8 protein-coding genes are annotated in these 15999 nt (G+C 42.8%); 5 read left to right on the plus strand and 3 right to left on the minus strand.

Features of this window, described 5'->3' with window-relative positions; translation table 11 throughout:
• The first annotated feature begins 584 nt into the window (after positions 1–584).
• From HMPREF9009_RS22120 to HMPREF9009_RS22140, 5 genes are all read left to right on the plus strand, one after another.
• Positions 585–1772, plus strand: a complete 1188-nt coding sequence (locus tag HMPREF9009_RS22120) for a lipoprotein N-acyltransferase Lnb (protein WP_049703279.1) — start codon at positions 585–587, stop codon at positions 1770–1772.
• Positions 1772–3346: an alkaline phosphatase family protein gene (locus HMPREF9009_RS22125; protein WP_049703280.1), complete on the plus strand. Its 1575-nt coding sequence runs from the start codon at positions 1772–1774 to the stop codon at positions 3344–3346. Before HMPREF9009_RS22120 ends, HMPREF9009_RS22125 begins: the two co-directional genes overlap by 1 nt.
• Positions 3347–3543: 197 nt before the next feature.
• Positions 3544–6861, plus strand: coding sequence for a preprotein translocase subunit SecA (gene secA, locus HMPREF9009_RS22130; protein WP_008645335.1), 3318 nt, complete (start codon positions 3544–3546; stop codon positions 6859–6861).
• 234 nt (positions 6862–7095) lie between these two features.
• The gene (locus HMPREF9009_RS22135) at positions 7096–8202 is read left to right on the plus strand and encodes a DUF6340 family protein (RefSeq protein WP_008020976.1); all 1107 of its coding nucleotides are present in this window, start codon (positions 7096–7098) and stop codon (positions 8200–8202) included.
• A 61-nt stretch (positions 8203–8263) separates the two neighbouring features.
• Positions 8264–8710, plus strand: coding sequence for a hypothetical protein (locus HMPREF9009_RS22140; RefSeq protein WP_009039707.1), 447 nt, complete (start codon positions 8264–8266; stop codon positions 8708–8710).
• 396 nt (positions 8711–9106) lie between these two features.
• Here HMPREF9009_RS22140 and HMPREF9009_RS22145 read toward each other — a convergent pair whose 3' ends face one another.
• From HMPREF9009_RS22145 to HMPREF9009_RS22155, 3 genes are all read right to left on the minus strand, one after another.
• On the minus strand, positions 9107–11431 hold the full coding sequence (locus HMPREF9009_RS22145) for a beta-galactosidase (protein WP_198154762.1): 2325 nt from the start codon (positions 11429–11431) through the stop codon (positions 9107–9109).
• 70 nt (positions 11432–11501) lie between these two features.
• A complete protein-coding gene (locus tag HMPREF9009_RS22150; protein ID WP_083444233.1) occupies positions 11502–13799 on the minus strand; it encodes an alpha-L-rhamnosidase-related protein in 2298 nt (765 codons plus the stop codon).
• Positions 13778–15997, minus strand: coding sequence for an alpha-L-rhamnosidase-related protein (locus tag HMPREF9009_RS22155; protein ID WP_053095325.1), 2220 nt, complete (start codon positions 15995–15997; stop codon positions 13778–13780). The genes HMPREF9009_RS22150 and HMPREF9009_RS22155 overlap by 22 nt, the downstream gene beginning before the upstream one ends.
• Between the last annotated feature and the right edge of the window lie 2 nt (positions 15998–15999).

Below are 15999 nucleotides of genomic sequence, written 5' to 3' on the forward strand. Positions count from 1 at the left end.
TAAATAGATCAATTATCTTTTATTGTTTATTATGTATTCCACTTTGCGTTCGGCAGTCCTTTTTCATTACATCATAAACAGCTAATAAGCAATAGATTACAAGAGAAAAACAGCGTTCCACAAAGCGTTTCGCTATTTTGTAATCAATTTTCCGTTCAAACAGAAACATTATTTCATCCAAACAGAGGCTCCGTTTTATCTCATCTAAAGGCAAATTTCCTGAATCATCTTCATTTTTTCATTCACAAAACACAGAAAAAGTGTGTTGAGCGAACTATATTATATAGATTATTATATTTTAGTATTTATATATGTTCGGTTGGTGGTTCGCCTACTTTTTTCCGAGCGTTGCAAACGCATGACAGACAAGCAGTTGAGCCACCTTCAGGGGGTGTTCGTTTGGCTGTTCGATTTTTTAGCCCCAAAATAGAGGCTCTATTTGAGGGAAACAGAGCCTCTGTTTAAGCCATATAGAGCCTCTGTTTGTATGAAATAGAGACTCTATTCCGATAAAACAGAACCACCGTTTTCCCGAATCCAACAATTCTTCCTATATTTGCCACCAAAATAAAACGAGCCTGCTAATGAAACGTTTTTTCTTATATACAATCCTCTCCTTCTTCCTGTTGCTTCCGTCCGCCGGACAAGCACCTGCCAACAGCAACGACTCCATCCGCTTGAGCTTGTTGACTTGCGCTCCCGGAGAAGAAATATATTCCCTGTTCGGACACACTGCCATCCGCTATGAAAACCCGTCACAAGGGATTGACGTTGTGTTCAATTACGGATTATTCAGTTTCAACACTCCTAACTTCATCTTCCGCTTCTCGCTCGGAGAAACCGATTACCAACTGGGAGTAACGGATTATGAGCATTTTGCGGCTGAATACGCATTCTACGGACGCAGCGTGTGGCAGCAAACACTGAACCTGACTGATGAAGAGAAAACAAAACTAATCCAGTTATTACAAGAAAATTATCGTCCGGAAAACCGGGTGTACCGCTATAATTTCTTTTACGACAATTGCGCCACCCGTCCCCGGGACAAGATAGAAGAAAGCATTGCAGGAAAGGTGGTTTATCCGACGGAACCGCAGGATGGTTCGCGCACTTTCCGCGACATCGTACATCAATATTGCAAAGGACATCCGTGGGCGCGTTTCGGCATCGACCTCTGCATCGGAAGCGAAGCCGACCAGCCCATCACACAACGGCAAATGATGTTTGCCCCCTTCTATCTGATGGATGCTTTCGACGGCGCACAGATTTCCACAGATACCTATTCCCGTCCGCTTGTCAAGACCAACGAACTGATAATCGACGTCACTCCCGAACCGGATGAAAGCGGCTGGATGCCCACTCCTCTCCAATGCTCGTTACTCTTATTTATACTGACAGCCGCCGCCACGATCTATGGCATCCGCCGAAGAACCGGATTATGGGGAATCGACCTTGTTCTTTTTGGCATGGCAGGTATCGTGGGATGCGTCCTCGCCTTCCTCGCCCTCTTCTCCCAACACCCGGCAGTCAGCTCCAATTTCCTGTTATTGGTTTTCCATCCGGGGCAACTTCTTTTCCTTCCCTACATCGTATATTGTGTCCGAAAAGGGAAGAAATGCTGGTACTTGACCTTGAATCTGGTCGTTTTAACACTTTTTATAGTGCTTTTTCCTGTAATTCCGCAAAGATTTGACTTTGCTGTTGTACCTTTGGCACTCGTTTTGCTGATACGTTCAGCAAGCAATCTGATTGTGACATCTAAAAAGAAATAATGAAAGGACTACTAACTTCCCTCATCACCGTACTGACTTTCACCGGGCTACAAGCCCAGTCACTGCCTTCCGCCCCTAAATTAGTGGTAGGGCTGACTATCGACCAACTGCGTACGGACTATCTGGAAGCGTTTTCGTCACTCTACGGCGAGAAAGGCTTCAAACGTCTTTGGAAAGAGGGAAGAGTGTTCCATAATGCCGAATATACCTTCTGCAACGTAGACCGCGCTTCTGCCATCGCAGCCATTTACAGCGGCACGGCGCCTTCCATGAACGGAATCATCTCCCAACGATGGATGGACGCCTCTACCCTTCGCCCTGTCAACAGCACAGACGACACGGCATTCATGGGATATTACACCGACCAAACGGCCGCACCCACCAAATTACTGACTTCCACCATTGCCGACGAGCTTAAAATAGCTACCCAAGGCAAAGGACTCGTATATGCCATCGCCCCCGATTGCGACGCCGCGCTTTTCGCAGCCGGACATGCCGGAAACGGTGCTTTCTGGCTCAATCCCAACACCGGAAAATGGAGCGGAACGACCTATTATGGAGAATTTCCGTGGTGGGCAAGCCAATACAATGACCGGCAGGCGATTGATTTCCGTATTGCGGGTATGACATGGGAACCGGTATTCCCCCGTGGCATGTACACTTTTCTGCCAGATTGGCGGGATATACTCTTCAAATATAAATTTGATGACGACCGTAACAATAAGTACAGACGCTTCATCGCCAGCCCTTTTGTGAATGATGAAGTGAACGCACTTGCCGAAGAGGCATTGAACAAAAGCTCCATCGGCATGGATGACATTACTGACTTATTGGCACTCACTTATTATGCAGGAAACTACGCACATAAATCCGTACAGGAATGTGCCATGGAAATACAAGACACCTACGTGCGTCTCGACCGCAGCATCGAAAACCTGCTCGAAGCGCTCGACAAGAAAGTAGGACTACAAAACGTGCTTATTTTCGTCACTTCCACCGGATATACGGACAGCGAATCGGCTGACTCGGGATTGTACAAGATTCCCGGCGGAGAGTTTTATCTCAACCGTTGTGCCGCCCTATTGAATATGTACCTGATGGCTACGTATGGCGAAGGAAAGTATGTGGAAGCTCACCACAACCAGCAGATTTATCTGAATCATAAATTGCTGGAAAAGAAGGAACTGAATCTGGCAGAGATCCAACAAAAGTCAGCAGAATTCCTGATGCAGTTCAGCGGAGTGAACGAAGCATATTCAGCCAACCGGCTGTTGCTGGGTTCATGGACACCGGAAATTCATAAAATACGCAACGGCTACCACCGCAAACGTTCGGGCGACCTCGTAATCGACGTCCTTCCCGGATGGACCATCGTCAACGAGAACGGCGGCGAAAACAAAGTGGTACGTCATTCTTATATCCCTTCACCGCTGATTTTCATGGGACATTCCGTAAAACCGGCCATTATCCGGACACCTGTAACCATTGAACATATTGCGCCCACACTGGCACATTTCATGCGCATCCGGGCTCCCAATGCCTGTACTTCTGCTCCTATTACCGACCTACGGTAAAAATTTACTCACAAAAACAGGGAGCAAAACATAAATAAATCAGCATTTTAATGTAACTTTGCGGAGATTATTCGCCACAAATCCCACAGATTCACACAGATTAAAAAGAAAGATCCGTGTTCTATATGAAAAAATCTGTGTAAATCCGTGGAATCTGTGGTGCAGAAAAAGATAAATAATAAACTAAATAATATAACATGGGATTTAATGAATTTTTAAGCTCGATTTTCGGAAACAAATCCACACGAGACATGAAAGAAATCAAGCCCTGGGTGGAAAAGATCAAAGCTGCCTACCCGGAGGTTGAGAAACTGGACAACGACGCCCTCCGTGCCAAAACGGAAGAACTCAAAAAATATATCCATGAATCGGCTACTGCCGAACGTGCGAAAGTGGAAGAGTTGAAGGCAAGCATCGAGACACTGGAACTGGAAGACCGCGAAGAAGTCTTCGCACAAATCGATAAGACAGAAAAAGAAATTCTGGAGAAATATGAAAAAGCACTGGACGAAGTACTGCCCGTTGCTTTTTCTATCGTGAAAGCTACTGCCAAACGTTTCACAGAAAATGAAGAAATCGTTGTTACCGCTACGGATTTTGACCGCCAACTGGCTGCAACGAAAGATTTTGTACGCATCGAAGGTGACAAGGCCATCTATCAGAATCACTGGATAGCCGGTGGTAACGATACGGTATGGAACATGGTTCACTACGATGTACAGCTCTTCGGTGGTGTCGTTCTGCATAAAGGTAAGATTGCGGAAATGGCAACCGGTGAAGGTAAAACATTGGTGGCTACTCTCCCGGTATTCCTCAACGCACTGACCGGAAACGGTGTGCACGTGGTTACCGTGAATGATTACCTCGCCAAACGTGACTCCGAATGGATGGGACCTCTTTATATGTTCCACGGCTTGAGCGTGGATTGTATCGACCGCCATCAACCGAACTCCGACGCGCGCCGTCAGGCATACCTGGCAGACATCACGTTCGGTACGAACAACGAATTCGGTTTCGACTACCTGCGTGACAACATGGCTATCAGCCCGAAAGACCTTGTACAACGTCAGCATAACTATGCCATCGTCGATGAGGTCGACTCGGTATTGATTGACGACGCCCGTACTCCGTTGATTATCTCCGGTCCTGTACCGAAAGGCGACGACCAATTGTTCGAGCAACTCCGTCCGTTAGTAGAACGTCTGGTAGAAGCACAGAAAGTATTGGCTACCAAATATCTCTCCGAAGCTAAGAAACTGATCGCATCCAACGATAAGAAAGAGGTGGAAGAAGGATTCCTCGCCTTATACCGCAGCCACAAGGCATTGCCGAAAAACAAGGCTTTGATTAAGTTCCTTAGTGAACAGGGTATCAAGGCAGGTATGCTCAAGACGGAAGAAATCTACATGGAACAGAACAACAAGCGTATGCATGAAGTTACTGATCCGCTGTATTTCGTGATCGACGAGAAACTGAATAGTGTAGACCTGACAGACAAGGGTGTAGACCTGATTACCGGTAACTCTGAAGACCCGACATTGTTCGTTCTTCCGGACATCGCCGGACAACTTTCGGAACTGGAAAACCAACATCTGACTAACGAACAACTGCTTGAAAAGAAAGATGAACTTCTAACAAACTATGCCATCAAATCGGAACGTGTACACACCATCAACCAGTTGTTGAAGGCTTACACCATGTTCGAGAAAGATGATGAATATGTAGTGATCGACGGACAGGTGAAGATCGTAGACGAGCAGACAGGCCGTATCATGGAAGGTCGCCGCTACTCTGACGGATTGCACCAGGCTATCGAAGCCAAGGAACGTGTGAAAGTGGAAGCTGCTACGCAGACCTTTGCAACGATTACTTTGCAGAACTACTTCCGTATGTATCACAAACTGTCCGGTATGACCGGTACTGCTGAAACGGAAGCAGGCGAACTTTGGGACATCTACAAATTGGACGTAGTCGTGATCCCGACCAACCGTCCGATTGCAAGAAAGGATATGAACGACCGCGTTTACAAGACGAAACGCGAAAAGTATAAAGCTGTTATCGAGGAAATCGAAAAATTGGTTCAGGCAGGACGTCCGGTATTGGTGGGTACTACTTCGGTAGAAATCTCCGAAATGTTGAGCAAGATGCTTGCCATGCGCCATATCGAGCACAAGGTATTGAACGCCAAACTGCACCAGAAAGAAGCGGACATCGTTGCTACTGCCGGTTTGAGCGGAACAGTAACCATTGCTACCAATATGGCTGGTCGTGGTACCGACATCAAGTTAAGTCCGGAAGTAAAGGCTGCGGGCGGTTTGGCAATTATCGGTACGGAACGTCACGAATCCCGTCGTGTAGACCGCCAGTTGCGTGGTCGTGCAGGACGTCAGGGTGACCCGGGTTCTTCTGTATTCTTTGTGTCACTGGAAGATGATTTGATGCGTCTGTTCTCCTCCGACCGTATCGCCAGCGTAATGGACAAACTTGGTTTCCAGGAAGGCGAAATGATCGAACACAAGATGATTTCCAATTCTATCGAACGTGCCCAAAAGAAGGTGGAAGAAAACAACTTCGGTATTCGTAAACGTCTGTTGGAATATGACGACGTGATGAACAAGCAGCGTACAGTGGTTTACACCAAACGCCGCCACGCTTTGATGGGTGAACGTATCGGTATGGACATCGTGAACATGATTTGGGACCGTTGTGCCAATGCTATCGAAAACAATGATTATGAAGGCTGCCAGATGGAACTGCTTCAGACATTGGCGATGGAAACTCCGTTCACTGAAGAAGAATTCCGTAACGAGAAAAAAGAAAAGTTGGCCGAAAAGACTTTCAACATTGCGATGGATAACTTCAAACGCAAAACTGAACGTCTGGCACAGATCGCTAATCCGGTTATCAAACAGGTATATGAAAATCAGGGACACATGTACGAAAACATCCTGATTCCTATTACAGACGGTAAACGAATGTATAATATCTCTTGTAACCTGAAAGCGGCTTACGAATCGGAATCTAAAGAAGTGGTGAAATCGTTCGAGAAATCAATCCTGCTCCACGTTATCGACGAAGCATGGAAAGAAAACCTCCGCGAACTGGACGAACTGAAACATTCCGTACAGAACGCAAGTTACGAACAGAAAGACCCGCTGTTGATTTATAAACTGGAATCTGTGACTTTATTCGACGCCATGGTGAACAAGATCAACAACCAGACTATATCTATCTTGATGCGTGGACAAATTCCTGTACAGGAAGCTCCGGACGAACAGGCTGCCCGTCGTGTGGAAGTGCGTCAGGCTGCTCCTGAACAACGTCAGGATATGAGCAAGTATCGCGAAAACAAGCAGGACTTGAGTGATCCGAACCAGCAGGCTGCTGCCAGCCAGGATACTCGTGAACAGCAGAAACGTGAACCCATCCGTGCAGAAAAGACTGTAGGACGTAACGATCCTTGCCCATGCGGAAGCGGTAAGAAGTATAAGAACTGTCACGGTAAAAACCTTTAAGAAGTTGAGAAGGGAGAGTTGAGAGTTAAAAGTTGGGAAAGTAGGAGTTTCTATTTCTTTGCGCTCATTTTTGAATCAGCTTCGCTCAAAAGCCTTATTTAATTTTTAACATTAAGGTATAATCTCAAGTTTCAATACACAAAAGAAAGTCTCAAACGGTTAAAAACTGTTTGAGACTTTCTTTTATTCCTCCAAAATTGTACTTTTGTTCAAATTACTAAATAGAACAAAACTATGGCAAAATCTTATTCACTGGCTTTCGTCACTATCTTCCTGCTGACACTGGGCAGCTGTCAGAGTTTGGAACAGATTTCCATTGATTATCTGCAACCTGCCGACTTGAGCTTTCCTCCGCAACTCCGGAAAGTAGCTATCGTGAATAACACCAGCAATATCCCGGATAACAAACTAATAACAACGACTGAAAAAATCAAAGAAGGTACACCGCTGGTAAGTCGTGCAACGGCATACGCCAACGGAGATCCTAAGATTGCCACCGAATCACTGGCTGAAGAAATCGCACATCAGAATTACTTTGAAGAAGTAGTCATCTGTGACTCTGCTTTGCGGGCAAATGATAAACTGGCCCGCGAAAGTACATTGAGCCAGGAGGAAGTCCGTCAGTTAGCCTCTAGTTTGGGAGTGGATTTTATCATTGCACTGGAAAATCTGCAACTCAAAGCCACTAAATCTGTCCGTTTTCTGAATGAGTTCAACTGTTTTCAAGGAGCAGTAGACGTTAAAGTATATCCCACGGTGAAAGTGTATCTTCCCGAACGTAGCCGGCCGATGACTACGCTCCATCCTAACGACAGCATCTTTTGGGAAGAGTTTGGAGGTACTGCCGTAGAAGCTGCCACCCGCATGATTCGCGACAAACAAATGCTGGAGGAAGCGGCGGTATTTGCAGGGACAGTTCCGGTGAAATATCTCGTCCCCATGTGGAAAAAAGGAACACGGTATCTGTATACCGGAGGCTCGGTTCCCATGCGTGATGCTGCCATCTATGTACGCGAAAATTCATGGGACGACGCATACGAACTTTGGAACCAGGCTTTCGAAGGTACCAAGAACCAAAAGAAGAAGATGCGGGCAGCTCTCAACATAGCTGTTTATTATGAAATGAAGGATAGTCTCGCTAAAGCGGAAGAATGGGCGGAAAAGGCACAGCAACTAGCCAAGAAAATTGATAAAAAGAATATCACAGATAGTGTTCAGGCCAGCATTGACGATGTGCCGAATTATTATCTTACGTCCTTGTATTTAGCCGAATTGAAGGAGAGAAACGCTCAATTACCTAAGTTAAAATTACAAATGAGCCGATTTAATGATGATTTTTAAGGAAATTGTGTATCAAATCTTATTTTTTTTATACCTTTGAACTTATAAAAAGAAGGAACCCATGAAACTAAGCCAACAATCACTATCCATTATCGAATCGGCTATCCAAAAGGCAGTCGCTAAATATACATGTAACTGTGAACAAACAGTTGTAACCGATATCCATCTCCAACCGGACCAGACATCGGGACAACTTAATATTTACAATGATGATGATGAAGAACTGGCAAACATCATGATCGAAGAATGGGCTACGTATGAAGGGGATGATTTCCTTGAAAGTGTGGAACCTTCTCTACGCAACATTCTTTGCAGAATGAAAGATGCCGGAGACTTCGACAAGGTGACTATCCTGAAGCCTTACTCTTTCGTTCTGGTGGATGAAGAGAAAGAAACCATAGCGGAATTATTACTGGTGGACGATGATACGATCCTGGTGAACGATGAATTGCTGAAAGGGTTGGATAAGGAATTGGACGAGTTCTTAAAAGAGTTGTTGGAGAAATAATATACAGCATTTTTAGGATAGAGTTCGTTCAGGATTAATATAAATATCCGAAATCATTATATAAAGAGAATCGGAAGCAAACAGGGTATTTCCTGTTGCTTCCGATTATTTTTATAGATACTCTTTTTATAGATAGCCGAGTAACGTTTCATACCCGGCTATATCATTGATCTTTTAATTAGTTTTTCAATGCCTTTGTCTTACTCTTTTCAGCCCATGCTTTCTCCATCCCGTAGAAATTAGGCTACTCAACAGATTTCCCGTCCAGCTCCACCTTCTTCTGTTCAAAGATATCGCTTACAGTTCTCTGCTGCTATAATAAACTTTCCAATAGTCAGAATCTCCTTTAGTAAATCTTTGACTAGAAGCAAATGTAGAAATATACACCTTAGAAAATTAAAAATCCTCTTTTTTAATGAATATTCTATATTCTTTAATCATGCCCGGATATTCTTTTTCGGCACGGGGCAGATAGCGGAAGCCGGTCACTATTTCCACTTTACTCAAGTCAATCACCAATTGATGAGGATAAGGAACATTATCCACAGTCATCCAGAAAGTAGATTCCTGCAAGTCGAATATCTTGTCGGCTGTACGGTTGCCGCTACGCGTTTCTTCGCTATCGGCATAACGAATTTTCCAATGCTCACGAGATACCGGTTTGCCATCGGCTCCCAGAACATCGAACTCTGCCACTGCTGCGATGTTATCATTTGCTTGCGGAGAAAGTGCTTCCAGACAGAAATAACGTCCTTTTGCCGGAGCAGCAAATCGTACTTCCTGCCAGCCGTTGCCCGGAGTGAAAGCACCTTCATGTATTACTTTCTCACCTGCCAGTTTCAGTTTTTCTCCATCCTTGCGGTGTGTTTCGGGAGCTTTTTCACGAAGCACATCAAGAATAGGTTTCTTCAAGCCTTTGATAGAAGCCTTGGCAGGACCTTTCAAATCCAATACGAGAATTTCATTCTCTCCTTCTTTGAGCCAGCAACCCGGCATAAAGAGGGTCTGTTGCGGACCGATTTCCCAGAAACGCCCCATTGCATGACCATTCACCCAAACCATACCTTTACCCCATGTGCTCATATCCAGAAATGTATCTCCTACTTTATCCAGTTTAAAAGTGCTCTTGTAGTAAGCAGGCATAGCCGGTAGTATTTTTGTATCGTTATATTTCTTGTCTTTAATAAAAGAATAATCTACCGGGAAGTTGTACACAGTCCAGTTTTTCAATTCCTTAGCCTGGTTACCCGAAACTAGTTCCACCTTTTCTGTAATACCTTTGCGGTCGTGGATGGATTTGTCAAAGTTGACACGTCCCATTGCTTCCACCAGAATATCCAGTTGCGTACCTTTTTTCAGTGCGGGTAAAGTCGTAGTAAATTCTCCTTTGCGACGGTCCAAACGCGCCAGAAGTTTGCCGTCGGCATAGATTTGCGCCCAGTCGTGCACTTCCGTAATCTTCAAAACGGTTCCTGCGGGGGTCGCTTCAGACAGTGTGGTCCGATACAGAATAGTTCCCCATCCCTGATTGAATTGTTCCATCGGTTGAATATCCACTGTTTGTTTGGCTTCCGGCAAATTCGAGAATAGTGGAGCCACTTTATTAAAATGAATTTCGGGAATCTCAATAACAGGCAAAGCAGCGGGGAGTTCAGGCAATGATTCACCGGCCGGAAGATAGTTTTTCAATAAATCGCGAAGCAAGAAAAACTTTTCGGTGGTCCATCCGGCTTCACTGATCGGAGCGTCATAATCATACGAACTGCACATAGCGGAATAAGCAGGGTTGTTTGCACCTCCCCAATGACCGAAAGTCGTTCCTCCGTGAGTCATATAGAGACTGAAAGAAATATTCCGGTCGAGCATATCCTTGATGCCCTGTACCATATCTTTCGCGGGACGTGTTTCGTGTTTACGTCCCCAGTGGTCAAACCATCCGCTCCAGAACTCGCTACACATCAATGGAGTTTCGGGGCGAAGTTCTTTGAGTTTTTTAAATTGCTGGTCGATATTGGCACCCGTTCCAAAGTTCACGGTCCAAATCAGGTCATCGAGCGCGTTATTAGTGAAGTTACTGCTCCAGTCACATTGAAACAGAGGTACATCGGTAAAACCGGATTCACGAACCAGGTCGCGCACGGCAGAGACATAAGGTTTGTCGATTCCATAAGAGCCGTATTCATTCTCTACCTGTATCATGATAATATTTCCCCCTTTATTCACTTGCAGCGGAGCCAGTTGCTTACCGACCTCTTTCATAAAGATGCCTACCCGTTCCATATAATAGGGATCGAGCGTACGCAAGGCTATATCTTTTTTCTTCAACAGCCACCAGGGAAGGCCCCCCATCTCCCACTCCGCACATACATACGGACCAGGACGGACAATGACATACATACCGTGTTTCTGTGCCGCACGGCAGAAAGCTGCAATATCATTCTGACCGGAAAAATCGAACTTTCCTTCTTCCTGTTCATGGATATTCCAGAAAATATAAATACAAATAGTATTCATGCCTAATGCCTTGCACATCTCTATGCGATGACTCCAATAAGCCTGTGGAATACGGGTGTAATGCAACTCGGCAGCCTTCACCACAAACGGTTTTCCATCCAGCAGGAAGGTGTTCTTGCCCGCCTCAAATTTATGGGCAGTGGCTTGCGCCTGCTGAAAATTAGTATAAAAACAGATGAAATATAAAAAAACAAATAATGCCTTCATAAAAAGTAATCTCAAAATTAAATCAACATAAATAAAGTATCTATTATCCCAATATCAAAAAAGTTTTAGTTCAGATGATATGAATCTCCACTGATTTATCTACTATCTTAAAATAAAAATACTGTGTATCCTCTGAATCAAAAGTTATTTTCTTTTTCTGTATTCCTTTCAGTTGCTGTATATCATATTCTTTTCCATTTAATATACATAAACTAGCATCCTTAAACCATGTTCTTGGAACAGCCAATATAAAATTCTGATTTACATCACAATCCACATTTATTTTACGTTGATAAGTATCCATATTTAAAATAACTACTCCTTGTTCCAAAGGAACACTACATTTTATCTTTTTAAATAAAACATCACTTGGTCTTATCATAAAAGTTTTCCATCCAGCCGTCAAAGGAATAATACCCGCAACATATTGTGACAATAAACTTAATGGACCTCCAGCCCATCCGTGATTAATACTTCCACCTCCAGCACCACCAATATTCCAATCCTCCCACAAAGTTGTCAATCTATGATTTACCATATATTGATATCTATTTTTCATCCTTTGAAGCCCTCCTTTTATATCTCCTTTACAAAAAAAAGCTTCTAAAATATATTTCTCCATATAAGGACTTGCAGCTTGATAGTTACTTAAATACTCCCGAATAGTTTTCCATTGATTCTCAGTAGCAAATCCCGCCAAAACAGCCAAGGCATTTGCACGATCGTCTGTTCTTCCATTGTAAAATGGATTCCGATACAACCTTCCATTCCAATAATACTTATTTACAGCTTCCCGAACTTTTCTCATTTTAAAAAGACAATCCTCGGCTGTCAGCTGATCACCTAACAGAGTAGCCATATTGGCTAGACCTTCAAGAGCCAAACTATACCAAGCATTATCAAGAACACAGACATCAATATCTTGTCCCCAATCAGACCAATCCCATCCCCCTGTTCTATGTTTGACAAGATTACGTTCATCCAGCTCCCACAATGACAAATATTTTCTCACGGCAGGATATGCTTCTTTTATAGTAGCAGAGTCACCTGTATAAACATAATAATTCCAAATACCGTATTTTCCAACACTTGCAAGCATCTGCACTGGCAATTCTTTATTCCAAGAACCGGCTGGTACAGGAGAATATAAAACTCCATCATCCTTCTGCCAATCCACAAGATTTTTAATAGCTTTCTTCACCAGTGATTTCCCATTTAAGTCACAAGCATAAAATATTTCTCCAGAAACAATTACAGCATCACCCCACCACTGAGAACGTTCTCTATCCGGATCTTGAATAGCATCACGCATATTCAAATTCATTGTATTCAGAGCCTTTTGCCACAGTTTGTTATAAAATTCATCATCACAAACAAAGGAACCTTCAAATTCAGTATTAAAACGTGTTTCCCTATATCCCACTTCAATCACCTCCACTCCTTGAGGTATCGTATAAACCACCGAATGACCATTCATATAATTAAAAGCCTCGAAACTTTGTACCCCTTCCCTTGTCACATATTCAGCTCTGACATTATATTCACTTCCACCCTTATAATTATCTGTTCTTATATCAATTAACTTTCCCGCGTCAGCTTTTACCTTTAAATAAGGAGTTATTGAAATATTCTTTGGCAAAAAACCAACTATTTTCCCTATTTCATCAGTTTTCAAAGAATCATAACGAACAATACCAGAATCTTTCCAATTTGGAAAAGGACGTAAATGTACCCTATTCCAAGGCGAGCATGGATATTCTCCACACTCCACTGCATAATTCCACGATTGATCTTCATAATCTAAAGACTGCCATCCTGCTATATCTTTTCGTGCATCAAAATGTACGTTTGCCTCCGGTAGACGATAATTAGGATGAGGCAATGAAGATTCGCCATATGCCGGATGAATTTTCACTTTCCAACTTTTATCAGAAAGTATCCGCTCTTTTTTACCTACTCTCAAATCAACGAGTAATCCCGCCCTACCACTATTTTTATGGCAATATCCGTCTTTACCCCAAAACCAGACTTGTATGGAAATTGCATTGAGTCCCTTTCTTAAAAAATCGGATATATCAATACAATCGTAATAAGTATCTTGAGAATTAGGTCCGCGTTTAAGCCCACCTTCAAAAACAACTAAGCTATCATTTACCCAAAGCCAGTACTTGGAGTCAACAGCTATATTTAATTTAGCGACAGTATTCTTATCAGCACACTCTATTTGTTTTCGAAAACATAACCATTGATTAGGGGTATTTTGAGATTTTGGAATGGATATCCATTGTGCACCATTAAAGACATTATCTCCAAAAGAGCATAAAGTGAATACCAAGAATATAACAGTTAATACAATTCGATTTCCCATACTCCTTCTTTTAATACAATTTCCTGTTTTCCTGTTTTTTTCTCTTTCCCGTTTATACGATACTTTTTAATCTTGTCAGGAATAACAAAATATCCTTTGGTACTTCGAGGTATTTTTACTTCTACAACTATCACGTTCAATTTATTCGTAATGCTAATCTCTATTTTCCCCCATTGAGTAGGAGTTACAGACTGAATATGCCCGAAGCAATTCCATACAGGTTTTATGATAAATTCTTTAAACGCCGGTTTCAAAGGAGATATACCTGCAAAATATTGAGAAAGAATCGTTAAAGGTCCTCCACTCCAAGCATGATTATACGAACCACCGCCAAAACCTTTACTACCGATTCCCCAACCTTCCCACAAAGTTGTCAAGTCACTTTCGACCATGTCATAATAACGTTTCTTCATTCGCTCTAAAGCATCCTCATAATACCCCATCATACACAAAGCTTCAAGAACATATTTTTCCATATAAGGACTGGCATGATATTGCTGCTTGAAAAAAGGACGGATTACCGAATAGTCACTTTCGGGTAAAACGCCCGCAACAACAGCCAATGCTTGTGCACGGTCGTCGGGTTTACCTTTATAATGAGGAGAAAGGTAAAAGGTACCATTCCAGTATTTTGTATGAAAAGCACGTTTCAATCTTTCATTAACCTGACATGCCCATCGGGAATCTTCCTTTTCACCAAGTAAGTCGGCCATCAAATGAAAACCTTCAAGAGCCAATGAATACCAAAGATTATACAATAAAACAAGATCTTTATTATCTCCCCAATCTCCCCAGGTCCATCCACCTTTACGAGGAATAACCAGTCCTTCTTCATCAAGTTTCCATACATGAATATATTTCTTCACATTAGGATAGACGGCTTTAATCGTATTTTTGTCTCCCGTACCCATATAATATGTCCAAAAACCATAATATCCAACACTGGCAAGCATCTGCATCGGCAGTTCCTGATTCCAGTTACCGGCAGGAATCGGTGCAAAAATCGTACTATCCGGACGTTGCCAATTCATTAATTCAAGAATAGCTTTACGTGTAAGCAAATGTGCATTCTGATCCAACGAATAGAAAGCTTCGCCCAATTCATTTACAACATCTCCCCACCATTGCGCACGTTCTCTATCCGGACAATCCATATAGGTATCTCTCATTGTGATATATAAAGTACGTAACGACTTATTCCATAATTTATTATAAAACTGTTTTTCACAAGAGAATGATCCGGCAAGCTCCGTATCATATCCCGTCTCTCTGAATTTTAATTCTAAAACCTCTACATCTTTAGGAATCGTATACAAAACCTGATGACCGTTCATCCAACCCCAAGCTTCAAATTCTTGAATTCCACTTTTAGTTATATATTCAGCATACACATTAGGAGTTCCGCCTCCACGATAATTATCGGTCCGAATATCAATCAATCTTCCCGCTTTCGCTTTTAATTTTATATAGGGATTCACTTGTGCATTGTAAGGTAAATAAGCAACAAGCAATGTGTCAGATTTCCTTTCAACTTTCACATAATCTTTCAATCCATAGTCCTTCCACATAGGAATAGGACGTTCTACCAATTGCCCCCATCCTGACAGTTCTTTTTTGATCACTTTGACATTCTTCCATTGTGTATCGTCAAAATCCTTGTCCCAAAAAGCCACCTTTTTTTCCGCATCAAAGCCGATATTGGATTCCGGCAACCTAAAATTGGGCTTTATACCCTTCGGAATATAAAATGACGGATGTATGCTCACCTTCCAACTATCATCACTTATATATCGTTGTTTGCCAATCGTCAAATCTACAGAAATTCCTGCCGTCGGACTATTTCTATGACTAAATCCCTCTTTTCCGAAATACCAGACCAAAAGAGCAATGGTGTTTTTCCCGGGCACTAATCCTTTTACATCCTGAAGAATATCACAGTAAGTATCTTTCGGATTAGGACCTCTTTTCAACCCTCCCTCTCTAACAACCAGTTCACCGTTTATCCACAACCAATATTTTGAATCAGCCGCAATCTTCAGCAAGTTATGCGACGCATCTTTCTCTACCGATATTTCTTTTCTAAAACATAGCCAGGAACCGGGAGTTACTTCAGCCGGATAAGTTATTATTTCAGCTTGAATCGTGTGCATTCCAATCAGGCTCAATAAGATACACACTAGCTTTTTAAGTTCATTCATTG

The sequence above is a fragment of the Bacteroides sp. 3_1_13 genome (genome assembly GCF_001185845.1).
Lineage (GTDB): Bacteria > Bacteroidota > Bacteroidia > Bacteroidales > Bacteroidaceae > Bacteroides > Bacteroides xylanisolvens.